Source organism: Chondromyces crocatus (genome assembly GCF_001189295.1).
GTDB classification, from domain to species: Bacteria; Myxococcota_A; Polyangia; order Polyangiales; family Polyangiaceae; genus Chondromyces; species Chondromyces crocatus.
Genome location: NZ_CP012159.1, coordinates 561013 through 586588, shown reverse-complemented (window position 1 = coordinate 586588; position 25576 = coordinate 561013). Strand labels below are relative to the sequence as shown.

19 protein-coding genes are annotated in these 25576 nt (G+C 67.2%); 11 read left to right on the top strand and 8 right to left on the bottom strand.

What is annotated here, in order from left to right; translation table 11 throughout:
* Positions 1–89 precede the first annotated feature (89 nt).
* Positions 90–1061, bottom strand: coding sequence for a histone H1-like repetitive region-containing protein (locus tag CMC5_RS46815; protein ID WP_050428856.1), 972 nt, complete (start codon positions 1059–1061; stop codon positions 90–92).
* A gap of 163 nt (positions 1062–1224) precedes the next feature.
* Here CMC5_RS46815 and CMC5_RS02185 point away from each other — a divergent pair, with 163 nt between their 5' ends.
* Positions 1225–1605 carry a hypothetical protein gene (locus CMC5_RS02185; RefSeq protein WP_050428855.1) on the top strand — a complete coding sequence of 127 codons (381 nt, stop codon included), beginning with the start codon at positions 1225–1227 and terminating at the stop codon, positions 1603–1605.
* Between the two features lie 160 nt (positions 1606–1765).
* On the opposite strand, the gene CMC5_RS02180 is transcribed toward CMC5_RS02185, so the two are convergent.
* A complete protein-coding gene (locus CMC5_RS02180; protein ID WP_050428854.1) occupies positions 1766–2410 on the bottom strand; it encodes a hypothetical protein in 645 nt (214 codons plus the stop codon).
* A gap of 212 nt (positions 2411–2622) precedes the next feature.
* Between CMC5_RS02180 and CMC5_RS02175 the strand changes: the two genes are divergently transcribed.
* Both CMC5_RS02175 and CMC5_RS02170 read left to right on the top strand, forming a co-directional pair.
* Positions 2623–4017 (top strand): hypothetical protein, encoded by a 1395-nt coding sequence (locus CMC5_RS02175; RefSeq protein WP_156338060.1) that lies wholly within the window; start codon positions 2623–2625, stop codon positions 4015–4017.
* 70 nt (positions 4018–4087) lie between these two features.
* A complete protein-coding gene (locus tag CMC5_RS02170; protein ID WP_050428852.1) occupies positions 4088–5299 on the top strand; it encodes an argininosuccinate synthase in 1212 nt (403 codons plus the stop codon).
* On the opposite strand, the gene CMC5_RS02165 is transcribed toward CMC5_RS02170, so the two are convergent.
* The gene (locus tag CMC5_RS02165; protein WP_156338057.1) at positions 5296–6489 is read right to left on the bottom strand and encodes a DUF6882 domain-containing protein; all 1194 of its coding nucleotides are present in this window, start codon (positions 6487–6489) and stop codon (positions 5296–5298) included. The two genes, CMC5_RS02170 and CMC5_RS02165, sit on opposite strands and share 4 nt — an antisense overlap.
* A 210-nt stretch (positions 6490–6699) precedes the next feature.
* Entirely contained in the window at positions 6700–8706 is a 2007-nt protein-coding gene (locus CMC5_RS02160; RefSeq protein WP_050428850.1) for a thioredoxin domain-containing protein, read from the bottom strand.
* A gap of 35 nt (positions 8707–8741) precedes the next feature.
* Here CMC5_RS02160 and CMC5_RS02155 point away from each other — a divergent pair, with 35 nt between their 5' ends.
* The 3 genes from CMC5_RS02155 (at position 8742) to CMC5_RS02145 (ending at position 12610) form a co-directional block, all read left to right on the top strand.
* Complete coding sequence (locus tag CMC5_RS02155) at positions 8742–9992, top strand: GNAT family N-acetyltransferase (protein WP_050428849.1); 1251 nt, start codon at positions 8742–8744, stop codon at positions 9990–9992.
* A 260-nt stretch (positions 9993–10252) separates the two neighbouring features.
* On the top strand, positions 10253–10924 hold the full coding sequence (locus tag CMC5_RS02150) for a carbonic anhydrase (RefSeq protein WP_050428848.1): 672 nt from the start codon (positions 10253–10255) through the stop codon (positions 10922–10924).
* Between the two features lie 54 nt (positions 10925–10978).
* A complete protein-coding gene (locus CMC5_RS02145) occupies positions 10979–12610 on the top strand; it encodes a SulP family inorganic anion transporter (RefSeq protein WP_245678242.1) in 1632 nt (543 codons plus the stop codon).
* A gap of 294 nt (positions 12611–12904) precedes the next feature.
* On the opposite strand, the gene CMC5_RS02140 is transcribed toward CMC5_RS02145, so the two are convergent.
* On the bottom strand, positions 12905–16660 hold the full coding sequence (locus CMC5_RS02140) for a serine/threonine-protein kinase (protein WP_050428847.1): 3756 nt from the start codon (positions 16658–16660) through the stop codon (positions 12905–12907).
* A 613-nt stretch (positions 16661–17273) separates the two neighbouring features.
* Between CMC5_RS02140 and CMC5_RS02135 the strand changes: the two genes are divergently transcribed.
* From CMC5_RS02135 to CMC5_RS02115, 5 genes are all read left to right on the top strand, one after another.
* On the top strand, positions 17274–17885 hold the full coding sequence (locus CMC5_RS02135) for a biopolymer transporter ExbD (protein WP_245678240.1): 612 nt from the start codon (positions 17274–17276) through the stop codon (positions 17883–17885).
* Positions 17886–18228: 343 nt separating this feature from the next.
* Positions 18229–18663, top strand: a complete 435-nt coding sequence (locus CMC5_RS02130; RefSeq protein WP_156338054.1) for a hypothetical protein — start codon at positions 18229–18231, stop codon at positions 18661–18663.
* 177 nt (positions 18664–18840) lie between these two features.
* Positions 18841–19800 carry a thioredoxin-disulfide reductase gene (trxB, locus tag CMC5_RS02125; protein WP_050428844.1) on the top strand — a complete coding sequence of 320 codons (960 nt, stop codon included), beginning with the start codon at positions 18841–18843 and terminating at the stop codon, positions 19798–19800.
* A gap of 401 nt (positions 19801–20201) precedes the next feature.
* On the top strand, positions 20202–20759 hold the full coding sequence (locus CMC5_RS47190) for a uracil-DNA glycosylase (protein ID WP_050428843.1): 558 nt from the start codon (positions 20202–20204) through the stop codon (positions 20757–20759).
* Positions 20760–20761: 2 nt separating this feature from the next.
* On the top strand, positions 20762–21274 hold the full coding sequence (locus tag CMC5_RS02115; protein WP_050428842.1) for a DUF2085 domain-containing protein: 513 nt from the start codon (positions 20762–20764) through the stop codon (positions 21272–21274).
* Positions 21275–21290: 16 nt separating this feature from the next.
* Here the strand turns inward: CMC5_RS02115 and CMC5_RS02110 are convergent, their stop codons facing one another.
* From CMC5_RS02110 to CMC5_RS02100, 3 genes are read right to left on the bottom strand one after another with little or no spacing between them, the layout of a single operon-like run.
* Positions 21291–22880 carry an OmpP1/FadL family transporter gene (locus CMC5_RS02110; protein ID WP_082363361.1) on the bottom strand — a complete coding sequence of 530 codons (1590 nt, stop codon included), beginning with the start codon at positions 22878–22880 and terminating at the stop codon, positions 21291–21293.
* A 35-nt stretch (positions 22881–22915) separates the two neighbouring features.
* Positions 22916–24628, bottom strand: coding sequence for an MXAN_5187 family protein (locus CMC5_RS02105; protein WP_050428841.1), 1713 nt, complete (start codon positions 24626–24628; stop codon positions 22916–22918).
* A gap of 3 nt (positions 24629–24631) precedes the next feature.
* Positions 24632–25453 carry a cupredoxin domain-containing protein gene (locus CMC5_RS02100; protein WP_156338051.1) on the bottom strand — a complete coding sequence of 274 codons (822 nt, stop codon included), beginning with the start codon at positions 25451–25453 and terminating at the stop codon, positions 24632–24634.
* Positions 25454–25576: the final 123 nt, after the last annotated feature.

The window sequence follows — 25576 nt, the reverse complement described above, 5'->3', positions numbered from 1 at the left end:
CGGCCAACCGATGACGTCGTGTTGCTCGACCTCGGCGACGGGTGGTGCGCTCACCAGGGCTGTCCGCTCTGTCATGACGAGCGGGGGCGCTACGGCGGCGCTTCCGGTGAGCCGTCCCCGAGGGAGAGGGCGAGATCGAGGATCTCGCCGAAATCGAGAGGACGGCGTTCGCGGCGAGTCTCGACGAAATGCGCGATGCCGCCGTGGAGGCTTTGCTGGGGCGGGCGGCGCGTCACCTCGGCCTCGAGAGCGTGCGTGACGGCTGGAGGAGCCTCGCTGCGTGGTCGGGCGAGGTGGGGGGGAAGCGACGAGGGCCTGGTGACGTGCTGGATGTCGGGTGACGGCTCATGCGGCCGCTGTGGCGGAGGTGAACCCCACGCTTCGAGGCTGGTGGTGCCACGCTCCCCGCCTCCGAGGATCTGGCGCTGGCTGGCAATCTTGCCAGACGCTGGCGGTGCGTCCGCTTCGTCTTCGCCCACGAGAGCAGAGAGGTCACTGTCGGTGGCGGTCTCGGCTTCGGGCTTGGGCTGAAGCGCCGAGGCCGGAGAAGCTTCATCTGTGACCGAACCTGAAGCGGGCTTCTCAGCGGCAGCCTTCTCGGCAGCCGCCTTCTCGGCAGCCGCCTTCTCGGCAGCCGCCTTCTCGGCAGCCGCCTTCTCGGCAGCCGCCTTCTCAGCAGCCGCCTTCTCGGCAGCCGCCTTCTCGGCAGCCGCCTTCTCGACAGCAGCCTTCTCGGCAGCCGCCTTCGCGGCAGCCGCCTTCTCGGCAGCAGCCTTCTCGGCAGCCGCCTTCTCGGCAGCAGCCTTCTCAGCAGCCGCCTTCTCGGCAGCAGCCTTCTCGGCAGCCGCCTTCTCGGCAGCAGCCTTCTCAGCAGCCGCCTTCTCGGCAGCCGCCTTCTCGGCAGCCGCCTTCTCGGCAGCCGCCTTCTCGGCAGCAGCCTTGCCTGTAGGAGTTCGTGGTTGTTTCAGCGCGCTTTGGCCAAGTCCAAGCCGCTCCAGTTCCCGCTGGATCAGCGCTTCTGTGAGACTTGCACGTGCCCTCTCCTCCTCCTCGAGTTCCACATCGACATCATCGAGTTCCAGGATCTCGTCACGAATTGCAGTCGTGGTCGAGGCTGAGGGACCCGATGCTGCGGGCGAACGAGGAGGGAGAGGGGGCGGCGCTGGTCGCCCAGAAGGATGGCTCCTCGTCGCCTCTCCCGGCTGAGGAGCTGCCCGCACTGCAGTGAGCGTCGCTGGTTTGCCCGGCGGCACCGTGGGGGGCCTGGCCGGCAGCACGGAGTCCGACCTGCCAGGCGGCACCGTGGGGGGCCTGGCCGGCAGCACGGAGTCCGACCTGCCAGGCGGCACCGTGGGGGGCCTGGCCGGCAGCACGGAGTCCGACCTGCCAGGCGGCACCGTGGAGGGCCTGGCCGGCAGCACGGAGTCCGACCTGCCAGGCGGCACCGTCCCCGGCTTCAAGAGAGGCCTCGTCGAAGGCCGTGCTGGGGGGACGGTGGCGGGTCGTGCTGCGGGGGGGGTCGTCCGGGGTCGTTCCGGAGGCGCTGTGGTCGGACGCGTCGAGAGCGACGGGCGTCGTGCTGGACCGTCTTCGGTGATCGCGTAACGCCCGGGAGTCACGTCCGGACTCTCGAGCGCGAGAGGCATTTCCGGAGCGCACGTCTCCAGGGATGGAGGGCCACGCCGGTCCACGGGGCGCGGCTCCGCCGCGTTGCGCTGGATGCGGGCGAGCAAGGACTCGAGGGCGGTGATGCGCTCTTCAGGGGTCACGCTTTGCCTCGCGTGGCGCCATGGAGCTTGGCGAGGGCCTCCTCCCAGCTCATGCCCGAGGCGAGCCAGCTTCGAACCTGCGCCACGGCGTTGCCGTTCGCGATGAGAAAGCGAGCGGGTGATGGGTCACGGTCGAGGCGCAGCGCGCGCGCCGTGCGACCGGCGGCGGCCTCGAGTGCTCCTTCGAAGACGGCTTCGAGCAGCCGGTCGGCGCGTGCATCGAGCGGGCACTGGTCGAGCACCATGACCAGGGCCTGACCCCAGCGCTCGACGGCGAGCGTGCCGAGCCCGGCGAGGGCGAGCTCGCCACCGAGGTGCTCGACCAGAGACTCCAGCGAGGTGGCGCGCACGCTGCGCGTCGCGGCGCTGCCCGCAGAAGGGCCGGCTGACGTGGCGGCGACCGGAGAGGACGAGGGGCGCGGCCCTGCCGCGACGGAGAGGCGCTCGGCCAGCCGTCGGCCCATGGCCATGCCCATCTCGCGACCGAACGCCGTCGTTGCCTCGGCGCCCGCCGCGTTGCACAGGGCGCCCAGCGCGGCGGCTGGCGTGAGCACGCGCGAGGGGGCGCCCTCCAGGTGAACGAGCCCGTTCTCCAGGTCGAACATGACCGCCTTCGAAGGATCGAATCGCAACCCTTGCATCGCCGCCTGAAGTTCTCGCCCCGAGCCGTGGCGGCCGCCTCGCGGCGCCGGGAAGGAGCGCGTATAGAGCGTTGGTGTACGCCGGTAACGGCACAGCCCTGGCCGGCGGCCTTCTCGATGGTTGTAGAGCCCTGCAAGCGAGCATGTCAATCGACCCCGGGCCAGCACGACGTGCGCTGAGAGCGACATGCGCGCACGCGGTCGTGGCCGTGATGAGCGCGTCTTGCGGTGGTGTCGATGGACGCGTGGAGCGGGGCGCCGACGCACCCGCACCCTCGGAGATTTCCACACAAGCAGCGCGTGATGGAGCGCTCGCGGATGGGGGCGTCGAGCGTCTTCAGAACGCTGCCGGCGGCGCTCAGGAGGGCCGCGCGTTTCTCTCCGACGTGCTCCGTCCGCTGCCGAGCAGCGTGCCAGTTCGGGTGTGTTCCGTCGAGCTACCACTCTGCGTTCATGCGCCCGCCGGCGCTGCGTGGTCCGGGGTGCGCGAAATGCTCGCGGCGCTGGAAGATGCCCAGCGTGTCTACGACACACTCGGCTTGCCACGCCCGCGCGACGATGAAGGGCGGGGTGGAGGCCCCGAGTACGATGTCTACCTGAGCGCCGACGTGGTGCCCCTCTCTCCCAGGCCGGGACAGGATCTCCCTGCGCTGGCCCTGGGGTACGACAGCGCGAGCAGCTTCGCGCTCGTGGCCTTGCCACGAGCTGCAGTGGGTGGCGGATGCTGGGTCGGAGCAGACATGGCGTACGCCCTCGGTCACGCGATCGGTGTCCGTGCCGATGGGGGGGTGGCGGCAGGTGAGCTCTCGATGCTCGCGAGCCACCTCGCGTCGATCGCGGCGCCTTGTCCCATCGCGGAATTGCCGGCGGTGGCCACGTTTCAGAGGACGCCCGAGCGATCGCTGATGGGTGGGTCGGCCGGTGGACGCGATGGTTCGATGTTGTTCGGTCGCTACCTCGACGATGTGTACGGCACGGGCGTGCCCGGCAGGGTGTTGCTGGGGCTCCTTTCCATCGCGTGGCAGCAGACCCCCGTCGGTTCGTTGCACTTCAGGAATGAGCCCGACATGTTCGACGCGCTGCGTTTCTCGCTCCAGGCACGCGATCGGAATCTGGACGGGGTGCTCCTCGATTTCGCGGTGGCGCGAGCGTTCGTCGGGGGTCGCAGCGACGGGCTCCATCTCTCGGACGTCGCGTGGCTCGGAGAGGCAGGTAGGATCCGGCTGGACTGGTCGATTCCTTTCGCCTCGCTCCCGCGCCGCCTCGCGCCGCTGCGTCCCATCGAGCCGACGGGGGCGACGTACGTGTGGCTGGACCTCGCGACCGTGGGGGACGCGGACGAGGTGACGGTCGTGGCCGACTGGGAGACGACGGCGCTCTTCCGCTGGGCGGTGGTCCGGGTGGACCGGGCGGGGGCCGAGGCAGGGCGGGTGGAGTTCGGCGGGGTCTACGGCGAGACGCGGGCGCAGCGGACGGTGATCGGGCTGTCCGGACTCTCCGGGTTGCTGGTGGTCGGCGTGAACCTGGGAGGCGACGACCGCAGCCAGCCCTTCGACCCGGAGCACCCCACCTCGGCCCGGGGATGCACGGTGTGGTTCGCCCGGTGAGGTCTGGCGAACGCCCAGGCGCGCGCCGCCCCTTGCTTCGGGTACAGCTCTCTGCCAAAGCGCCGCGGCCATGTCCCGATCTGTGCGCAAGGTGGTGCTCGCCTACTCTGGTGGCCTCGATACGAGTGTGATCCTGCGGTGGTTGATCGAGACCACTGGCTGTGAGGTCGTCGCCTGGTGCGCCGATCTCGGCCAAGGGGAGGAGCTCGAGCCGCTGCGCGAGAAGGCGCTCGCGAGCGGGGCCAGCGAGTTCTTGCTGGCCGATCTGAGAGAGGCGTTCGTTCGAGACTTCGTGTTCCCGGCGCTGCGGGTCGGGGCGATCTACGAGGGGGAGTATTTGCTCGGTACTTCGCTCGCCCGACCTTGCATCATCGAGGGGATGATGGCGGCGGTGAAGGCGACCGGAGCCGACGCCATCGCTCATGGCTCGACCGGGAAGGGCAACGATCAGGTGCGCTTCGAGCTGGGGGCGCTGCACTTCGATCCAGGGGTGCAGATCATCGCGCCGTGGCGCGAGTGGGATCTGCGCTCGCGCACGGACTGCATCGATTACGCGCGTCGGCACGGGATCCCGGTGACCGCGACCGTCGAGAAGCCCTACTCGATGGATCGGAACCTGTTCCACTGCTCGTACGAGGGCGGGATCCTGGAGGACCCGTGGGCGGAGCCTCCGTGCGACATGTTCCAGCTCTCCCGCGCGCCAGAGGAGGCGCCGGATGTGCCTCGCTACGTGGAGATTGGCTTCGAGGCGGGCAATCCCGTGAGCGTGGATGGGGAGCGGCTGGGGCCGGTGGCGCTGCTGGAGCGGCTGAACGCCATCGCGGGTGAGCACGGGGTGGGCCGGGTGGACGTGGTGGAAGACCGCTTCGTCGGGATGAAATCGCGCGGGGTCTACGAGACGCCGGGAGGCACGCTGCTCCACAAGGCTCACCGGGCGGTGGAATCCCTCACGATGGATCGTGAGGTGATGCGCATCCGTGACGCGCTCGTCCCCGAGTATGCGGCGCTCGTCTACCGGGGGTTCTGGTTCTCACCAGAGCGGGAGATGCTGCAGGCGATGGTGGATCAGACGCAGCAGAAGGTGAGCGGGACGGCGCGTCTCAAGCTCTACAAGGGGAGCGTGGCGGTCGTGGGGCGGCGGAGCGAAGCGTCGCTCTACCGTGAAGACTTCGTCACGTTCGAGAAGGACACGGTCTACGACCAAGCCGACGCGACGGGCTTCATCCGCCTGAACGCGCTCCGGCTGCGGCTCCGATCCATGCGTGACGGCTCGGGGTCCTAGCTGAACGGGGACCACTCGTCCTCGAGCAGTTCGATGGACTTCACGAGGTCCATGGCGAACTCGCGGCAGAGCCAGTCCTCAACGGCCTGTCCGGAGGCGATCGCGCCAAAGCTCGGGCGGGGCAGGCGCTTCGCGAGCTGGAGCAGGAGCCGCCCCGCGCGCTCCAGGCGGGCCACCCAGTCCGTGCCGCGGTAGGTGTATGCGGCCTGGTGGATCAAGGCATTTCCAAGGGCGCAAAGGCGCTCCCGGATCACGTCGCGGGGCTCGGCGCGTCCCTCGATCGCGGCCCGTACCTCGGCGAGCGCGCGCAGCACCAGGCCTACCGGGGGGCCCGGGTGGAACCACTGACGTGTCGGCTCGAAGCTGAGGCCGGTCAGGCCGAGGAAGTACCAGGCGTGAGGAGCGGAGACCCGGTAGAGGTACGAGACGCCGCAGGCCTCTGCAGCTTCCATGGCGATCTGCCACGCGCCCTCCTCGTCGATGTCGTCGCGCTCCGAGAGCATGCCGTCGATACGCGGCACGGCCGCCGCGCGCACCAGTGGGTCCGCCCACCCCATCGAGACCACGGAGGTGGCCTGACAGAAGCTGCACAGCACCTGCGCGTGCGCTTCCGCAGAGACGCACCCCTCGCCGTCGACCCAGACGAACAGTCCATCCTTCAGGTCGACGCGGACCTCGTGCTGCGCGATGCCATGCTCGGTCAGGCGCTGGAAGAGGGACTGGCCACGCGCCGCCCAGCGCTGGGCGAGCACGCCGCAGTCGGGTTTGGCGGGCATGTCGTCCCAGTCGAGCTCTGGCTCTTGCGGTGGTGGCTGCGGTGCAGCGGCGGCGCTGATCAGAGGACGAGGGGGCGGGGAGCGCTCGGGAATCGGGGCGCGGCGGGCCGCCTTCGGGGTTGCGGGAAGGAGGGGCGCTGCGCCGGCGGGCGCTGCATCGGGGGCCGCCGCCTTGGGCGCGGCTGCACTGGGTGCTGCTGCACCGCGGGCCGCGGGCGCGGGCTTGGCGCTGGGCTGGGTGCGGGGAGTCTGCTTGCTGCTGCGCAAGGAGGAGCCTTTGTCCTCCTTGGCGCTGCGCGGTCGCGTCGCAGGGGCCTGGCCTCTGGCATTGCGTGGCGCTGGCGTGGCCACGGCGGTGTTGCCTGTCCGCGGAGAGACGCGGCGCTCGGGCTTGGCCTCGTTCGAGGTTTTCACGCGTACCCGAGACCCTGACGACTTGGTCGCGGCAAGCCGCGCGGAGCGCTCCTTCTCGGCTTGGGTACGACGACCGCGGTGCATGAGATCCAGGATGCTATACGAGGGAATGTGCTGGTGCCGAGCACCGAATGCTCCGCTGGATCACGATGAACGACGCGCGAGGTGGGGCGGTGAGCTGCTCCGGCAAGGGGTCCTCCTCGGGCGGCCTCACTTCACCTCTGCCAGCGCACGCTTCACCACCCTCTTGAAGGTCGAGAGGGGCTGCGCTCCCGTCACGACATAGCCGTTGATCACGAAGCTCGGGGTTCCGTTGAGCTTGGCGGCCTCCGCGACCTCGTTGTCGGCTTCGACCGCAGCCCGGTGGATCCCGCTGTCGAGCGCGGTGTTGAACTTCTTCATGTCGAGGCCGACCTGCGCGGCGTGTCGCTGGAGCGCCGGTCGGTCCAGGTTGTCGGGGGACGCGCTCAGGAAGAGGAGATCGTGCATCCGCCAGAAGCCGGTCGACCCTTTCTGTGTGAACGCCTCCATGGCGGCCTCGGCGGCGAGCTGCGCCTCGGCGTGGAAGGGCAGGGTCTTGTTGCGCCACACGATGTTCACCTCGTTCGGGTAGGCCTTGAGGAGCGCGTCGAGGGTGGGGTTGACCCGTGCGCAGAAGGGGCACTGGAAGTCGGAGAAGACCTGCACGACCACCTTGCCCTGGGGCGCTCCGCGTCGCGGGTTGCGGGCGGTGGGGGCGGCGATGCTCACCTTGGGCGGAGGGGTGGGCTCGACGGCCTCTCTCTGGAGTTCCTCGTAGAGTTTGTCGCGGGGCGTCCCCTTGGCCACCAGGACCTTCGTCAGCGCCAGCTCCTCGTCGATCAAGGCCTGGAAGCTCGTGAGGGGCTGCGCTCCCGTGAGCCTTCGGCCGTTGATGAAGAAGTGAGGGACGCCGCGGGCGTCCACGTCGTCGGCGAGTTCCTGGTCGGCTTCGATCGCGTTGCGATGCTTGTGCGTGGCGATGGCCCGCAGGGTGGCGGGGACGCTCAGCTTGAGGGACTTCGCGATGCCGGCGAGCGTGTCGTCGTCGAGGTTGCGCTGGTTGGTGAAGAGCTGCTCGATGGCGCTCCAGAAGGCGGCATCACCCTTCTGCGCACGGGCTTCCAGCGCGAGCTGCGCGGCCGGCTCGGCGCGCGGGTGGAAGGGCAGGGGGTTGTGCTTCCACACGATGCGCAGGTCGTCGCCATACTGCGCGGCGAGCTGGTCGAGGGTGGGCTCGACCTTGGCGCAGAACGGGCACTGGATCTCGGCGAACATCACCATCGTGATCAGCGCGGTCGCCTTGCCGCGAACCGGGGAGTCTCCGACGGGAACTCGGTAACGCTTGGAGTCCTCCGCCGCCTGCACGCTCTGGGGCTTCGCGCGTGGGGTGTGGTTCATCTGCGTGAGCGTGCCGTACACCCTGGACGCGGGGACGCCGGCGCGACGGAGTCGCAGGGCTGCCTCGAGCTGGGCATCGATGATCTCGGTGAACCGCTCGAGGGGCTGGGCGCCGCCCAGAAAGACACCGTTGATGAACGAGGCGGGCGTGGCGGTGACGCCGAGCTGCTGGGCCAGCTCCAGGTCCGCGTCCACCTTGCGCGCGGCCTGCTGCCGGGCGGTCCCCGTCTCGAGCAGCGCGTTGAAGCCAGCGCGATCGAGCCCCGCCCGGTGCGCTGCGTCCTCCTGGAGCGAGGCAGTGAGGGGCTCTTCTGCTGCGAGGAGGGTGTCGTGGAACGCCCAGAAGGCGGCAGGACCGCGAGAGGTGAAGACGGCCATCGCCGCCTCGGCGGCGGGGCGAGCGTTCTTGTGAAACGCGAGCGGGTAGTTCTTCCACACGACCCGCAGTTTTTCCGGGCCGTAGAGGTGGCAGAGTTGCTCGACCGTCCTGTGCATCCGCTTGCAGAAGGGGCATTCGAAGTCGGTGAACATCACCAGCGTCACCGGCGCGTCCTGGCGCCCACGGACGGGATCCTCGCGGGTGATCGGGATGGGGCCTGGTGCTTCGTCTTCCACCAAGGAGCCCGCCGTGTCGTCCGAGGACGGTTCCACGGCGATGGTGGGCGCTCCGGCGCGCTCCTGGCTGGATGGTTCGGCGGGCTGCATGAACGATCCGGTGAGGCCGGAGGTGCACGAGGCGGTGAGCGTCACCAGGAGTGCGAGCGGGGTGACGAGGGAGGTAGCAGCGCGACGAGGCATCGGCCTACATTACCCTGGCCCGAAAAGAGGGAGTCATGCAGAAGACGTACGCCGCAGACCGGATCGAGCCGACGGAGCACCTGACGACGCTGGGCCGTCTCTGGCGGGACAATCTTGCCGAGGGCGAGGTCGACGATGAGCTCGTCGAGCGTCGGATGCGCTGGTTCCACGAGCAGAACCCGGCCGGTGCTGCGCGAACGTGGCTCGGTGTGCATGGCGGCGAGCGGGCGGTGATCGGGTGCGCCTCGTTCTATCCACGCCACACCGTCGTCGCCGGTGAGCGGCTGCGGGCGGGCATCCTCGGAGACTTTGCGGTCGACAAGGCGCACCGGACGGCTGGTGCCGCCATGGCCGTGCAGCGTGCCATCGCCCAGGGGGCTCGCGCGGCCGGCGCAGAGGTGCTCTACGCGTTTCCGAACCGGGCGTCGTTTCCCATCTTCCAGCGCTGCGGTTACACCAAAGTGGCAGATGCCGCGATGTGGGTGAAGCCTCTCTCCGCGGCCTACAAGCTCCAGGAGCTCGCCAGCGCTCCGCCGGAAGATCGGCGTGATACCGCGCACGCAGTGGTCGATCGCCTGGCCTCCCGAGCGCGCCGCGCGGTCCCGGTGGAGGCCTGGCAGTCTCTCTGGCAAGGCGCTCTGCCAGAGTGGATCGAAGATCGGGTCGTCGACGCCATCGGCTCGCCCGAACACCCGCTCGTCCGCGCCGCCCTGCGCGCGGCCGATGCGGCGCTCACGGCGCGTGACGCCGCCCTCCTCGTGGCGCAAGGACGCAGGGTCGATGGTGAAATCGCCAGGCGGGCCGACGGGCGTTTCGACGAGCTGTGGGCCCGCTCGGCGCCACGCTACATTCTCGGTGAACGCACGGCCGCTTATCTGAACTGGCGCTATGCGACGTTCAAGACCACGGATTACCGCTTTTTCTGTGTCACCGATCGCAAGGACGGTCAGCTCATCGGCTACGCGATCTACTACCTGTACGGGAACAAGGTGGTCATCGCCGACCTGTTCTGCGAGGACCTGGACGCGCAAGCTCCCCTGGTCTTGCTGAAGCTGGCGGAGCGAATGCGGAGGGAAGGCCACGACGCCATGGGCCTCATCTATGTTGGTCCCCCGTCGATCGGAGCGCGCCTGAGCACACTCGGCTTTTTCCAGCGCCCTCTCCCCAAGGAGGTCGGCTCCCGGTGGCTGATCGTTCGCCTGGACGAGCAGCTTCCCGAGACACTGCGCGCCGAGCTGGTGAATCCGGACCGATGGTGGATGACCGAGGGGGAACTGGACGCTTGACGCCACCGATCTGGGGCGGCCGTCATTCCTCACGCCCGCCTCCATGTCGTTGTTGACATCGGCCTCTCGGAACGCAGATCGGGGCTTTCCGCCGCACCCCATCGGTCGAGGGACAATTCGCCCCACTGCAGTCAGCGGTGTATGCCGAGAATCCTCATGGGGGCTTCGTCGGCGCGGCCTGTGCATAGACAACGTGCCGCTCGCCCTGACGGAGATCTCTTCGTCTCTCGGCAGCGCAACGTCTAGGAGGCACAGAGTTCATGCAAAAGCTGGTCGACGGACTTCACAAGTTCCAGTCGGGTTACTTCCAGTCCCACAAGGATCTTTTCCGGACCCTTTGCAAAGGACAGAACCCCGAAGCGTTGTTCATCACGTGCTCGGATAGCCGGATCAACCCGAATCTCCTGACCCAGACGGGGCCGGGAGACCTGTTCATCATGCGGAACGCCGGCAACATCGTCCCTCGTTATGAAGACGCTGCGGGTTCGAGTGAGGCGGGCACCATCGAGTTTGCCGTGGCCGGCCTGGGCGTTCAGCACGTCGTGGTCTGTGGCCACACGCTCTGCGGCGCCATGCGGGGTCTGGTCGAGCCGAGCAAGCTGGAAGGGACGCCAATGCTGAAGCGCTGGCTGAACCACGCGGAGTCGGCGCGCCAGTTCGTCGCGGAGAACTATCGCAACCTGGAGGGGGACGCGAAGGTGACCGTGATGGCCGAGGAGAATGTCCTCACCCAGATCGAGAACCTGCAGACGCACCCGACGGTGAAAGATCGTCTCGAGAAGGGTGAGCTGCGGATCTACGGTTGGGTTTATAAAATCGAGACGGGCGAGGTCTTTCAGTACGAGCCCGAGCGCAATCAGTTCGAGCTCATCTCGGACCCGTCCGGCATCGCCCCTGTGCCCGCGAAGTTCCGCGAGCGAGCGTCGATCTAGCCTCCCTGACCGTTCCAAGTGACCTGAACTGGTCTCTGCAGCCCATCACCTCCCATGATGCCTCAAACAACCGAGATGGCGGACAAGCTCGATGTCCTGGACCGCGGGTCGGACGGGGAGCAGCGCTCGCAGCCCGACGTGACCGCACAATCCAGCAAGGTCAGTCCACTCGACGTGCTGAAGACGGATCTCCCTGCCGGGTTGGTCGTTTTCCTGGTGGCCCTCCCCCTCTGTCTAGGGATCGCGCTTGCCTCGGGAGCGCCACTGTTTTCCGGTCTGATCGCGGGCATCGTGGGCGGTCTCGTGATCCCGCTCATCAGCCGAGCTCCTCTGAGCGTGAGCGGCCCGGCCGCTGGGCTGGCGGCGATCGTCTTCACGGGCATCAGCGCCCTCGGCTCATTCAGCGTCTTTGCCCTCGCCGTGGTGATTGCGGGGGTCATGCAGCTGGTGCTGGGGGTGCTGCGCGCTGGAGGAATCGCCCACTATTTCCCCTCGTCGGTGATCAAGGGGATGCTGACGGCCATCGGGGTGCTGCTCATTCTGAAGCAGCTCCCGCATGCGATCGGGCTCGATGTAGAAGAGTTCGGCGCGATGAGCTTCCAGGTGGGCAAAGAAAATACTTTCTCGCTCATCGCGCGCGCGCTGGAGGTCATCCAGCCGGGGGCGGCGATCATCAGCGTCGGGTGCGTCGCGCTGCTCGTCTTCTGGGACAAGGTCCCGGCGCTGAAGAAGCTCACCTGGCTCCCGGGGCCGCTGGTCGCCGTGCTGGGTGGGACGCTGGCCAATGAGCTGTTCCAGCGGAACTACCAGACCGTCGCGCTGCAGTCCGAACATTTGGTGCGGTTGCCTTCCACCGATGGCGCGGGCGGCTTGCTCGGAGCATTGCACCTGCCGGACTGGTCCGCGATCACGCGCGCTGACGTGTGGACGCTCGCCGTGACGCTCGCCGTGGTCGCGAGCCTGGAGACGCTGCTCAATCTCGAGGCCGTCGACCGGATCGATCCCTGGCGTCGCAAGTCTCCCCCCAACCGGGAGATGCTGGCGCAAGGGATGGGCAACTTGACCTCGGGGCTCCTCGGGGGGCTGCCGATCACCTCGGTGGTGGTGCGCAGCAGCGCAGGGGTGAACGCTGGCGGGCGCACCAAAGCGGTGGCGCTCTTCCACGGGCTGTTCCTGATGCTCGCGGTGCTCTTCATGGCGCCCCTGCTCACCAGGATCCCGCTCGCCTGCCTGGCCGCCATCCTGCTGACTACGGGCTACAAGCTCGCAAAGCCCAAGCTGTTCTCGGACATGTACCGGCTCGGGTGGAGCCAGTTCACGCCCTTCATGGTGACGGTGCTGGCCATCGTGCTCACCGACCTGTTGAAGGGGGTGGCCATCGGTCTGGCGGTGGGGTTGGCGTTCGTGCTGCGCGAGTCGATGTCGCGTGTGTACGAGGTGAGCCGTGAGGGCCAGCTGGTCACCATCCGGCTGAACAAGGAGGCCTTCTTCTTCAGCCGCGGCAAGCTCGTCTCGCTGTTCGAGGAGCTGCCTCGCGATACGCACGTGATCCTCGATGCGGAGGCCGCTCCGTTCGTCGACCACGACGTCGCCGATGCCATCCGGGATTTCCAGTCGTCTGCCGGGTTGCGAAACATTCAGGTCGAGGTCCGCGGGCTCAAGCTGGCCCCCGTGGCGCCGGGCTGAGCCGAGCGTTCCGCACCAGCCCCCACCAAGTCCGTCAGAGAACGCTGCTCGCCCGCCAATGCGCTCCAGTGCGCTGGAGCATGCGCCGGGCAGGCGCGCGACACGTCGCTACAGATCGGCGATGGGAGATCTCGAAGGGCCTCCAGGATACCGCTCCAGCAGGGGCCAGGGAGGCTTCCATCGGTCCCCCCGAGCCGTCGTTTCGTCTCCTTGGCGCAGACGAGATGACCTCGTACAGGGCGTAGTTCGTAGCTCTTCCAACCAGCTCGGTCGGCCGTGAGGGCGATCTTGGGGTCAGGTCGGTGGGCCTGGGACGAGCATCTGGGCCAATCGAGCAGGATCGGCGACGCCTTGCTGCCGCATCCAGAGATCGCTTCTCACGACGAGGCCGGCGTCGGACAGTGCACCCCGACGGCGCCGCGTAGCCGCCGCGTAGAGGGCCATCTCGGCGCGGTCGAAGGCCGCAGCAGCGCGGTCGAGGAGCTCGGTTGCGACCGCGAGATCCCCCTGATGGGCCGCGGCGCTGGCGCGGAGCAACGAAGCGAGTGGAGACGCCCAGGAAACGCCTTCTTCGTCGATGCGAGCGGCAGCGAACAGGACGCCTGCGAGCCGTGAATCGGTCGTGGTCGAACGGTCAGCCGCGGACAGCAAGGCGGTTCCGCGCAGGTAGGTGAGGTAGATACGAACGAACTGGACGCGCAGACTCCCGGAGCGTTCGAGCTGAGGCCAGCGCTCTTCGAGGAGCTGGTGCGCGCGACGGCCCTCGCCTCGGTACAGGTGAATGTGCGTCTGGGCGAGGAGGGTGAAGTACTCGTGGAGGTGGATCCCGGCCTGCGTCGAGGTCTCCACGGCGGACGCGACCTCACGCTGGGCGGCGTCGGGCTCACCACGCAAGAGCCAGATGGCGTTGGCCTGCGAGGTGCGCAGGTGCGCTGCGAGGTGGTGGTCTTCACGCTCCTCGGCGTCTCGCAGGTGGGCGAGGATCCGGCGTGAAAATTCGCTGAGATCGCCAAGGAACCACAGGGACCAGACCGAGAAGCAGCGGGCGAGGTCTCGCTCTTGTGTCGCCCCGGGGGTGCGCTCGGCGAAGTACTGATCGGCCTCGTCCAGCGCGGTGGTGCTCGCTTTCCATTGCCCTTGCAGGCCAGCCGAGATGCCCTCGGCCAGCAGGACGAGGCCCTCCATGGGGGAGCCGTCGGACCGAGGTGCGGTACGGCTCGTGAGCTCTCGAAGCTCCTGCATGCGCTCCGGCTCGAGGGCGCCTCCTGCGGCGACGCAGACGGCGTCGAGCGCCCGTGCGCGCACGATACGCGCCAGGTCACCGGCGTCATGCGTCTCGATGAAGTTGCGCGACCGGAACACGGCGGAGAGCCGGGGGTCGCCGAAGATGAGCCCCAGCGCCATCGTCCAGGTGACGTCGAGGCGGCGGAGGGCGTCGGGTGAGACGTCCGCAAGGGCGCGCTCGTGAACTGGGAGGCTCTGAAGCGCAGTTCGCGCGAGCCGCAGCTGGCGCAGCTCGCTGTCGTCCTGGCTCGTGTCGCGCAAGGCCAGCCCGAGTGCTGTGAGCAGAGGGCGGGCTGCAGTGAGCCCCTCGTGTACCTGCCCTGCATGGAAATGGGCCTCGAGCAGCCGATGTCGGATGCTGAGGGCCTCCGGCACGAGCGCATCCTCGAGCGCGAGGTGGTAGGCCGCTGCCGCCGCAGCAGGCTGACCGAGGCGGCTCAGCGCGTCCCCGAGCTGGACTTGCAGGGATGATGCACGCTCGCGCGCCTGCCGCTCCTCTCCAGCCTGCCGCTCCTCTCCAGGAGGAGGGGGGAGGCTTTGCAGGAGCGTGATGGCATTTCGGTACAGGGCGACGGCGTCTCTCAAGGCGCCTCCGCTGGCAGCGTGTTTCGCAGCGTGTACGGTGTAGCGGAAAGCCTTTTCGAGATCGCCGGCTTCCCACCAGTGCGCCGCGAGGGATGCCGGCGCGACGCTGGTGTCCTCGTCTTCGAGGACGACCGCCACGCGGCCATGCCACTCGCGTCTTCGTTGCGCGGAGATGCCGCGCAGGGCAACGTCACGGATCCGCTCGTGATAGAGTTCGAGATGCTGGCTCTCGGTCGCACCTCGCGAGCGGACCAGGCTCGCGGCGCGCAGGGCCGCGAAGCGACGAGCGAACTGTGGGCCGTCTGTTCGAGTGGCGCGTCGCGCGACGTCGAACAGGACGGGCTTTCCCACGACGGCGAGCAGCTCGAGCAGGTCACGAGCGCCCTGTTCGAGGACCTCGATGCGCTCTCGGAGGAGGTCGCGAAGCCGAGTCTCTCCGCCTTGCTCGCCGCGTGTCAGTCGCTCACGGGCGAGGATGTCGAGGAAGAGCGGGTGCCCGTCGGCTTCCTGGAGGGTACTCTCGAGGGCGGACTCCTCACCAAAAACGACACCTGCCATGAGCTGGTGGAGCATCTCGCGCGACTCTGCGCGCGGGAGGCGACCGAGTTCGATGGACCAGACGGCCTCTCTGGGGAGGGCGAGCCGCTCCAGGAGTTCGGCCGATGGAGCGCCGGTCCCGGTGCGAAGTGTGGCCACGAAGAGCAAGGCAGGCTCACCAGGTGGACGCAGGAGATGGGCGAGCAGCTCGAGGCCGTCTTCGTCGGCCCACTGGAGGTCGTCGACGGCGATCACGATGCGGCCGCGTTGACGGAGCCGGCACAGGAGCTCCCGGAGCGCAGAGAACGTCTCGAGCCGTCGCTCGTCCGGGTCGAGGGGCCATTCCGAAGCCGTGGGTTCTTCCGGAAGCTGCAGGGCAGGTCCGAGCACCGGAAAAAGGGTGCCGAGCAGGTCCGCACGGACGGGGAGGAGCGCTTCGACATCCTGTCGTCCGAGCTTCGCGAGCGTGCGGCTCAAGGCGTCGATGACCTCGTCGATCGCTTTGTACGGTACGGCGTCGCGCTCGTAGCAGCGCCCCGCGAGCACATCGGCTCCGCCGGTGATGCGCTCGAGGAACCTGCGCATCAGGGAGGTCTTTCCGATGCCGGACTCGCCCTCGATCAGCACGGCGAGGGATCGTCCTCGCCCCGTTTCGGCGAGCGCTTCGGTGAGGATGTCCAGCTCCTCGGCGCGGCCCACGAAGACGCCCCCGCGTCGAGAGGGGATGATGGTCTCGCTCCGCGCTTGGCTGACCCCGAGGCGCGAGAGCACCTCCCCGGCGCTCGGACGTGCTGATGGATCCAGACGCAAGAGCCCCATGCACAGGCTCACGAGATCCTGGGGCAGTCCGTCCGCCAGGCTGGATGGCGGCTCTGGCTCGACGCGCTGCTTGAGATCCACGACCATGAAGGGGGCGACCTGGAACGGGTACTCCCCGGTGAGGGCTCGATAGACCACGACCCCGACGCTGTACCAGTCCGCCTCCGGTCCAGCCGGCAATCCGGCGGCTTGCTCGGGGGCCATGTAGTGCTCGGTGCCGACGATGGAGGCATCCATGGCCAGGCCCTCGGCGTCGGCGATCATCCCGAAGTCGAGCAGAACGACGCGACCTTCAGCCGTGACGAGGATGTTGGAAGGCTTGATGTCGCGGTGCACCTTGCCCGCCGCATGGAGCGCTGCGACGGCTTCGACCAGCTGCTTGAGTGCCTCTCGCAGGCGTCCTTCATGGAGGCGCAGCTTGCGTCGGTTGCGCCATTGCGAGTTGGGCGCGACGGACGCGGGGCCGAGGTTCCCGCCTTGCTCGCTCCGAGGCGCGGACGACAGGGGCGGCGAGTCCTGATCCCGCTGGCGCTCGGCCTCTTCGGGCGTTCCGCCATCCTCGTGGTCCTGGACGTACACCAGGAAATCCACGCCACGCACCAGCTCCATCGTGAAGAAGAGCTGCCCTTCGTCCTCGTGTAGCTCACCGAGCCCGACGAGGTTCGGATGGTGAATGTCCTGGAGCGCTCGGAACTCGTGCTTGAGTCGTATCCTCGCCTGCGCGTCGAGTCGACGTAGCGTCTTCAAGGCGAGGCGTCGCTGGTGCTCTCGATCCAGTACCTCGTAGACGACGCCGAGACCGCCTGCACCGATACGGCGCACCACCTGGAAACGTCCCGTGCCAGGGAATTCGTGGCTCGGGTATACGCTCCGAGGAGGCATTGCTCAGATAGAGAGCACCTCCCGGGTGGGGGCACAAGGTCTTCATGCGCCGTCGAATGGGGGCCTGCCATTCCTGCGACCTCATGCCCTTTCGAGGGCATTGTGGTCTCGTGGCGTTCGCAGCAGCGGGTTGACTGGATGGACGTATGGGCCGCGGCCGTCGCAGCAGGAGAAGAACACTCATGGTTGGCTCGAGCTGAGACGCCTTGATGGATGCGCCTCGCGTACAGAACGATCATGCCGCTGAGATTCGTGACGTGTGAGCGCAAGCTCGGCATTGCAGGTGGCGTGAGCCTCGCATCCAGATGGCTGCAGAGTGAGGCGATCCTGCGCCGTGACGCGAGCGTCACGGCGGCACCGCCGAGGTTGCCCATCACGGCTGGGGTTCAGGTAGACTGCGCGCGTGATGTCAGCTCTCTGGAAATGGAGCGCGTGCGCGCTTCCGGTGGTTCTCCTGTCCGCATGCGACAAATCGGAGCCCTCGTCGGTGGGCGCGACCGCGTCCACACCGGCTACGCAGGCCGTCGCGGCGCCACCCCCCGTCAAGCCGAAGGGGATGCCGGAGCTTCTCGTCGATGAGCTGGGACCCTACCTGGGTGGCCGGCGGGTCGATCTGAAGCAGCAAGACGGGGCCGAGAAGCTGGCAAAGGTGGTCAAGGAGCTGCCGATCGAGGGCAAACCAGTGACGCTTCTCGCTGACCGGAAAGCGCGTACGCCCGCCGTGGCGGCGGTCGTCTATGAGCTCGGGGTCGCGGGCGCGCCAAAGGTCCTCATCAAGACCGATGGCCGGGACGACCTTCCAAAAGAGATCGAAGTGACCCCTGAATCTCGCGTGAGTGCGCCGACGACTTGCGCTGTCGCCACCATGGTGCTGGAGGACCTCTCGACGGCGGTCTGGCCTTTCAAAGGAGGTCTGGGCAAGCGGCAGCGCAAGGGCCTGGCAGGGCCGGATCTTTCTCACACGGGAGAGACACTGGAGCGAGAGATCGCTGGCTGTAATGGGAATGTGGCGTTCTTCTCGGGCGACGAACCCATCGTATGGGAGATGACCCATAACCTCGCGGGTACGGTCGTTCAATCCGACAAGAAGAAGAAGATCGAGTCGCTGGTGTTGCTGCGGACCGCGCCCGTCGCCGGTCGCCCCGTGAAAATAGGCTCTGGAAGCTGAGGAGCGGTTTGATGGCGCCACCGACGTGGGGAGCACGAACCACGGCGGCGCAACAGACGTAGACTGTTCCCAAGCGCCACTTCCGTTCACCGACGCATGAGGACCTGTGTCTCCGATAGCCGGCCCCGATGTTGATTCGAACTCGTCGATGGGTGAGGGGCTGCCGTCACATGATGGCGGACCGGAGCCCCCTTCGCCTGAGATCCAGCACCGCCGGGCGGTCCTCCGGGGGATCGTTGCGCTCTTCGTCGGAGCTGCGAGTGTCCTTGCTTTTGTAGCGGTGACGAAAGAGCTGCTTCGGACTGGGGCCCCTGACAAGAGTCCGGACGCCGAACGCGCACCCGTGGCTGCCGACGAGGCGCCGCCAGCGGAGGTGCGCGCGCCTGCTGCGTCGAGCAGCGTCCCTGCTGCGCTGATCAATCCTCCGGTGCCGTCACCGGTAACCGAGGCGCCCACACCCTCTGCGGAGCCGGCGTCGACGGCGGATTCGAAAGGTGAAGCGTCCACCGCTCTGGCGGCAGCGGCACCCGAGGATGCGAAGAAGCTGCAGAAGGAGGCGCTCAGCCTGCTGAATCGGGGCAGGAACGCGGACGCCATCGAGGTCTCTCGAGCGGCCATTGCCGCCGACCCGACCGATGCGCTCTCCTATCTTTACCTGGGCTCTGCGCTGCAGGACTCCGGGAAGTGGAAGGAAGGCATCGCTGCCTACAGCGACTGCGTACGAACGGCCACCAAGGGACCCGTGCACGAGTGCTCGGCCATGGGGGGTCGAAAATAGAGGTGGTCGCCGCTCCGCTTCACCTCGTCTCGGTGCATAGAGGGTCGACGCTCGTCAGATTTCTTCGACGCACCCGGACGGCAGCTCTCCTTCGTGCAGCAACCGTTCCGCTTTCGTGAACAGGGATCAGCGAATGGTCGACGTGCGGGGCCCGCGGGCCTATAAATTCGGGTCACCATGAGTGATTCCGACGTCAGAAACATCATCATCATCGGCTCCGGCCCTGCTGGGTTGACCGCCTGCATCTATGCGGCGCGTGCAAATCTGAAACCCCTCTGCCTCGAGGGGTTCAACGCTGGTGGACTCATCCCTGGCGGCCAGCTCATGTTCACGTCGGATGTCGAGAATTACCCGGGCTTCCCCGAGAAGGTGACCGGGCAGGAACTCATGACCCGCTTTCGTGAGCAAGCGGTGCATCAGGGGACCGACATCATCACCGCGGATGTGACCAAGGTCGATCTGTCCGCCTACCCGTTCAAGGTCTGGGAAGACGACAAGCTCCACCTGGCAAAGACGGTGGTCATCGCGACGGGCGCTCGGGCGAACTACCTCGGCCTGCCCAGCGAGGATGCCCTGAAGAACAAAGGCGTCAGCGCCTGCGCCGTGTGCGATGGCGCGTTGTTCCGCAACAAGGACGTCGCCGTCGTCGGTGGTGGGGACACCGCGATGGAGGAAGCTGCGTACCTGTCAGGTCTCTGCTCGTCGGTGACGCTGATCCACCGGCGCGATGAGTTCCGCGCTTCGAAGGCCATGGTGGCGCGCGTCGTCGCGAACAAGAAGATCAACATCCTCTACAGCAGCGCGGTGGACGAGGTACTGGGGGTCGAGGAAGACTCCGTCACCGGCCTGCGCGTGAAAGATCTGAAGTCAGGCGAGAAGCGTGATCTCCCTGTCGCGGCGATGTTCGTGGCAATCGGACATACGCCGATGACGGAGCTGTTCGTGGGACAGCTCGACGTGCATCCCAACGGGTACATCAAGACGGAGCCAGGCTCGACGCGCACCAGCGTCCCTGGCGTCTTCGCCGCCGGCGATGTGCAGGACTGGACCTACCGGCAAGCGGTGACGGCCGCTGGATCTGGCTGCATGGCGGCGCTCGATGCCGAGCGCTGGCTTGCGGCGCAGGGCGGTCACTGAGCGAGCCCATGATGGAGACGGAGGCGCTTCGCGCGGAGATTGCAGAGCTGACATCGGCAGTACGTGCTTTCTTGGAGTGGCATGCAATCTCCGGGACGACGGGCCTCCCTCCCGCTGAGGAGCTGAAAGCTCTTCACTTCGAGACGCAAGAGCTGACCCAAGCGGCGCCTCCGCGTCAGGAGTCCGCGGCGATTCCAGAGGTGGCGCATCCTTTGTCCGCCTCGCCGTATGAGGTTGAGGAGCCCCCGCAGGTTGCACCGCCAGCAGTACGTCTCCCTCCCCCGGCCGAGGTGGAGCCGGAAGCACGGTCCTCGGCTTCGCCACCCTCGCTCCACGGGGTCGAGCCTTCCGGATCTGGAGCAGCGACCGACGACAGCCTGGAGGGACGACATTCACGCCTTGTGCTCGTTGATCAGGAGGTCCGCGGCTGCCAGCGCTGCGGGCTCCATGCTGGCCGCACCCACACCGTGCTGCATCGGGGAAGTCCGAATGCCGAGATCGTGTTCATCGGGGAGGGTCCTGGTCAGGAAGAAGATCTGAGCGGTGAGCCCTTCGTCGGTGCTGCTGGGCAACTCCTCGACAAGATGATCGTGGCGATGGGGTATGGCCGAGATGACGTCTACATCTGCAACATCGTCAAATGTCGGCCTCCCAAGAACAGGAAGCCAGAGCCCCAGGAGATGGAGGCTTGCAGCCCCTATCTGGCCAGGCAGCTCGACATCGTGAAGCCGCGTGTCATCGTCGCCCTCGGTGCGACGGCAGTGCAGGGGCTCCTTGGGACTGCGGAGGGGATCACCCGGCTGCGTGGAACCTGGAAGCTCTACAAGGGCACGATCCCGCTGATGCCCACCTTTCATCCTGCTTATCTGCTGCGGCAACCGAGCGCCAAGCGTGAGGTGTGGAGCGATCTCAAAGGGGTGCTGCAGTTCCTCGGGCGCGCCGTGCCTGCGCGGAGCTGAGCGTGACCTGCCCCGACCCACAGGTCGGCTTGCGTGATGACTGCATTCCCCGCTCGGAGGCCGCTGCGCGGCGCGAGGCCCAGGCCGTGGTCCTCGCGACGATGCGCATGGGGTTGGTGCTGATCGGCGTTCTCCCGTGGGGGCTCCCGGTCGCCCGCGCCTACTTCGAGCTGGGCGTGGTCGGAGACGCGCTGGACCGCATGTTCGCCCCGATGTGTCACCGGTTGCCTGAACGAACCCTGGTGGTGACGAGTGTGCTGATGCCCGTCTGCAGCCGGTGCGCTGGCATCTTCTCGGGACTGGTCGTGGGGGCGATGATCGCGCGGCCGCTACTTTCCATGCGGACATGGCGTGTGCTGCTCTGCATCGCGAGCGCTGCCATGGTGGGGGACGTGGTCATTCAAGAGCTGGGCATTCGTCCGCTGTCGCACTCAGCGCGACTCGCGACAGGGTTCTCCGTGGGGTACTGCATGGCCGTCGCCTTCGTGACGCACGTCTCCGGAGAGCGGGCGTGACCTGCGGCGCGTCTGTTCAGAACCTCATCGTCCCGCTCAGGCCGACTTCATTGAGGCTGCTCGTCAACCGGCCGCCGTTAATCGCTTGGACACTGCGATAACCAGTCGCCGCATCACCGGAGAGGGCTTTCACTTTGCCCTCGCCCCCGTTGTCCAGCGCGCCAAAAAAGGTGTGCTGGTAAGCCACGGAGAGGTCGATGGGCCCGAGTCGAGCGGTCGCGCCACCGGCCACTCCCAGGCGCCAGCCCAGGTGGAAGTCGACGTTCAGGTAGGCGTCATCCTGTCCCTTCGTCTCGTAGAACCCACCCCCACGCAGTGAGAGCAGGTTGGGGAGGACGACGACGTCTCCGCCGACGCGCACGCCGAACACATCACGCCATGCGTGCGGAATGTCTGCATTGGCGGGGACGAAGCCTGGCGTATCGCGGACAGGGATGGTGTTCGGCTTGAAGCGGACCTCGATGGCATCGACGACGCTGTTGTGTGCCCAGGTGAAGTCGACCTCGACGTCGAAGAGGTCCTCGCTCATCGGGTCTCGCACGCGGCGATCTGTCGAGGCCCATGCTGGTCGAGCAGAGCCGGCGCGCGGGTGGTGGTATCGAAAACCCAGGCGCGCCTCCATGGGGATGCGGAGGTGGAAGGTGCCCGCGTCTTCAGCGTCGGTCACATTGCAGCCTGCTTCGGCGCCAGCACATCGCTGCTCATTCTTTCCACCAGAGGGCGACCAGTAGAGCGACTCGATGGTGATGCGGGTCGACGTGCGGAGCGCGTCCTGCCACTTGAACCAGGCGCCGACATCGAGGCGCGAGGTCGGTGACCAAAGCGCTCCCAGGACGAAGCCGGGCATGAAGGCGTCGACACCTCGGAGACGAGATTTCAGATCCTGGTGCGCGTTGAAGTCGTCCCCACCGGGAGATGACGTCGCCTCGGAGAAGTTCACCACGTCGATGGCTCCGACACCCCAGATGAAGCCAGCTCCCAGGGAGAGCTCAGGCGTGATCGCGTAGCTCACCGACAGGGTCGGTGAGAGGATCAGAGAGTCCGAGGAGACGAGCTGGTAGCGTTGAGCGGCGGGCTGTACGCGGTTGCCCTGCTCGGTCACGGTCTCCGGAAAGACGATCGCGCCGTTCGAATGTGGACCGAGGACGGCAAGGCCGATGGCGAGATCATCGGTGATCCGAAATGTCGCTGCCGCCTGGGGATTCGGGAATGCGCCCCCCTCCATGCACACGGCGGCAGGGGGGCCTCCTGGCGTGCCAGGGGCCGGGAAGGTGCCAGGTGCGCTCGCGCTGGGCGGTACTGGCGTGTTCCCTGGGCCACGCCGTGTGAAGCACCGGTTGAGAACGAGAAGGTGTGCCCCGACGTGCACGCCGCTCGCCTGGGTGACGAGGGCTGCCGGGTTCATGTAGGCAGCCATGGGGTCGTCGGCACGAGCGACCCACGCGCTCCCGCGGCCGGCCTGGCTCACACCGATCTCGGGGGAGTCCAGACCCGTCGACGCTGCGGCAGGGAGACTCGACGTCAGCGTGAGCAGCGTGGCGCTACCCACGGCCAGAAGACGTCCCAGATGCCACGACCAGGAAGACGCTGTGTCGGTCTTCGTCATGCCCGTTACCCCCCCCACGACGTTGCTGGGCGGCATCACTTCACCGGTGATGCCTTCAACGCTGCCTTGCCGTCTTTCACATACACCGTGAACTTGACCCGCGAGCACTGGTGGCGGCTCACCAGCGCGTCCTTGTTGCGCTGCAGCGTTGCCTTGAATTTCTCGAACGTCAGCGAATCGACGGGCTCTCCGCACTGCTGCTTCACGGTACGGAACTCTTCGTAGACAGCACGCCATTCGGTGAGCTCATCGACGGCTTGGCCTTCCTCGTGAGCTTCACCAGGAGCTTCCTGCGCCACGCCTGGCTCCGAGAGTTCTGCCCCAGGAGGCCGAGGGGGTGCTGGGCGTCGGGGAGGCGGAGGCCGGGGCGGGCCGCCGATGGCGGCCGGAGGTTCGGATTGAAGCTCGACGGCGGCCTCGTCCGAGCGGCCCGAAGAGGGACCACCGCCGATGGCTCCCGGAGGTCGTGGGCCAGCACCTCGTCCGCTCAACGGAGGACGTTGCGGTCCGGAGCGCGGCTGGCTCACGGGACCAGAGGTGTCGGGCACGGCAAAGGCGCTCATCGCTGGCTGTGCAGGGATGGGTCCCAGCACTTGCTCGAGGTCCGCAGCTTTTCTCGGAGCGCCACCCTTCGCCGCGACCTTCTCGATGCCGTCGTTGAGTTCTGCCGCGATCTTCTTGTACGCGCCCCGGAAACGACTCGGCGCGAGGACGTCGATCTCACCTTTGGCCAGTCGAATGGCTTCGGCTCGGAAAACCTGCAGCGGACGGGTGTGTTCGAGGAGCGAGAACAGCAAGCCGAGTCCCGCTGCGGCGACGACCACGAGCAGGATGAAGATCGTCGGCACCTTCGCCTTGTCGTCATTGGTGGCGAGGTCCAGAAATCCTGCCGGGGAGTCCACGGCAGCGGCCAGCCTTCCGACCGCATAGCCGGCGCCGAGCTCCCACGCTTCACCAGCGAGCCGCGCATAGACGACGCCGAGATGGGCACCGATGACGCGCACCTCCGTGCGGCCCTTCTCCTTGTAGTCCTTGTTGTCGTCGAGCAGCTTCAGGTCCTGGGTGATCTGGTCGAGGTTCGCTTTGTCGAAGCCTTCCGGCGCCCCGGAGGCCACACGCGCACCCTCTGCGTAGAAAGCGATCGCGGCGCCGGTCCGCTTCGAGACAGCGCGGGCGAACATGTCATCGACGATCTTGGCGCCGATCACAGCCCCTACGGGATCGCCGTTGACCTCCTGCTCTACCGGCCTGGTCGTCACCCGGTAGATCCGACCCTTCCACACCCACGCATCGTCCCGGATCCAGCCATGAAGCGCGTCAGCGACCGCCGGGTAGCCGCCGAGCTCCCAGTCCTCGCGGTGCTCGAAGCCCACCGCTGCGATGACGCGGCCACCTGCATCGACGGCCCAGACGGCGTCGAATTTCAGATCGGCCGGGAACTCGTCGACGTCGCCGCGCAGCGCCTTGCGTGCCTTCTCGCGGACCTCGGCACCCGGCTTGACCTCCGTCGAGGCCTTGGCGAGCGCGGCGCGAAGATCGGTGTTGAGCGACGGTCGGATCAGAAGCGCTGAGCGCTTCCGCGCGTCGTCGTTGAGGTACCACTCGACCGCACTCGAGTCGGCGCTCAGTGACTCGCTCATGGCGCGATTGCCGACACGGTTGTACACCTCGGCCGCGACGAACAGCATGAACACGGCTGCGCCCAGTGCGAGGGCGAGCACGCCGTACCAGAATCGGGAGAGCAGCATCGTCTACTTCTCCTTCGCCTTGGTATCGGGTTCGGCGACCTTCAGCGTTTCCCGGAGGAGCTGCTCTGCAGGTGCAGGCGTCACCGTGATTGGTAGCTCGACGCCCACGGCCTCGCCGTTGTGGTAGCCGCGCAGCGTGTACGTCCCCGGCTGGAGATCCATGGCGAAGTTGCCGAGCCGATCGGGGAAACCCACGGCGACCGTCCTCGATTCGACGACGATCCAGGAGCGGACGCTCGGCGCGAGCTGATCGCGAATCTCGTATTTCCCAGGCCCTGGTGGGGTCCACGTGCGCGACTTGCCGGCCGCTGTTTCGACCGCCTGCAGCCCCTTGCTCTGGGTGTCGTAGAGTTTGTGAGGAAACGGATCCTGATTGTCGAAGAGGATCTGCTGCCCCTCTGCCACGACGAGCGTGACGGGAGACGTCCGACCCCCGGCGACCACGACGCGAAGCGGTGCGTTCATGGGGGCGCCTTTGCTCCCGAGTGCCGCGACGCAGACCTCTTTGGGCAGATAGCTCGTCAAGGCGCGGACGTCGGCGCGCACGGTCGGAGACGGCTCACGAAAGGTGAAGCGATTGGACTTGGCTTCTTTGGCTTCGTTCCAGACCTGATTCAGAAGCTTGGTGGCTCCGACGAGCTTGCCTTTGACGGTCACGGACGCCGCGATGGCCGCACCGGGCATCAGGACGATGGCCAGGGTGAGGGCTGCACGACGCAGGAGCCGGCTTGTGCGGAACGGGGGTCGAAGGCCAGAAGCTCCACTCGTATGCCGGCCGTCATCCGGGTGAGCCGCCCCGGCGAACTGAGGGGATTTCGTCTCCATCGCAGGGGCAAGCTACCGGAATGATCTAAGGAAATGAAACAAAAGCAGGCGGCCGTACTGTCGAGCCACGGTACGGCTTCACGCATTCCGGTCTCCGACAGCCTTCCCACAGGGCATCGACAG

Bases quoted from the DNA above. Each gene is read 5' to 3' on its own strand.
- CMC5_RS02150 (WP_050428848.1), top strand. From the start codon at position 10,253: ATGCAAAAGCTGGTCGACGGACTTCACAAGTTCCAGTCGGGTTACTTC.
- CMC5_RS02100 (WP_156338051.1), bottom strand. From the start codon at position 25,453: ATGGAGACGAAATCCCCTCAGTTCGCCGGGGCGGCTCACCCGGATGAC.
- CMC5_RS02170 (WP_050428852.1), top strand. From the start codon at position 4,088: ATGTCCCGATCTGTGCGCAAGGTGGTGCTCGCCTACTCTGGTGGCCTC.
- CMC5_RS02155 (WP_050428849.1), top strand. From the start codon at position 8,742: ATGCAGAAGACGTACGCCGCAGACCGGATCGAGCCGACGGAGCACCTG.
- CMC5_RS02180 (WP_050428854.1), bottom strand. From the start codon at position 2,410: ATGCAAGGGTTGCGATTCGATCCTTCGAAGGCGGTCATGTTCGACCTG.
- CMC5_RS02160 (WP_050428850.1), bottom strand. From the start codon at position 8,706: ATGCCTCGTCGCGCTGCTACCTCCCTCGTCACCCCGCTCGCACTCCTG.
- trxB (WP_050428844.1), top strand. From the start codon at position 18,841: ATGAGTGATTCCGACGTCAGAAACATCATCATCATCGGCTCCGGCCCT.
- CMC5_RS02135 (WP_245678240.1), top strand. From the start codon at position 17,274: ATGCCGGAGCTTCTCGTCGATGAGCTGGGACCCTACCTGGGTGGCCGG.
- CMC5_RS02175 (WP_156338060.1), top strand. From the start codon at position 2,623: ATGAGCGCGTCTTGCGGTGGTGTCGATGGACGCGTGGAGCGGGGCGCC.
- CMC5_RS02145 (WP_245678242.1), top strand. From the start codon at position 10,979: ATGATGCCTCAAACAACCGAGATGGCGGACAAGCTCGATGTCCTGGAC.
- CMC5_RS02110 (WP_082363361.1), bottom strand. From the start codon at position 22,880: ATGACGAAGACCGACACAGCGTCTTCCTGGTCGTGGCATCTGGGACGT.
- CMC5_RS02105 (WP_050428841.1), bottom strand. From the start codon at position 24,628: ATGCTGCTCTCCCGATTCTGGTACGGCGTGCTCGCCCTCGCACTGGGC.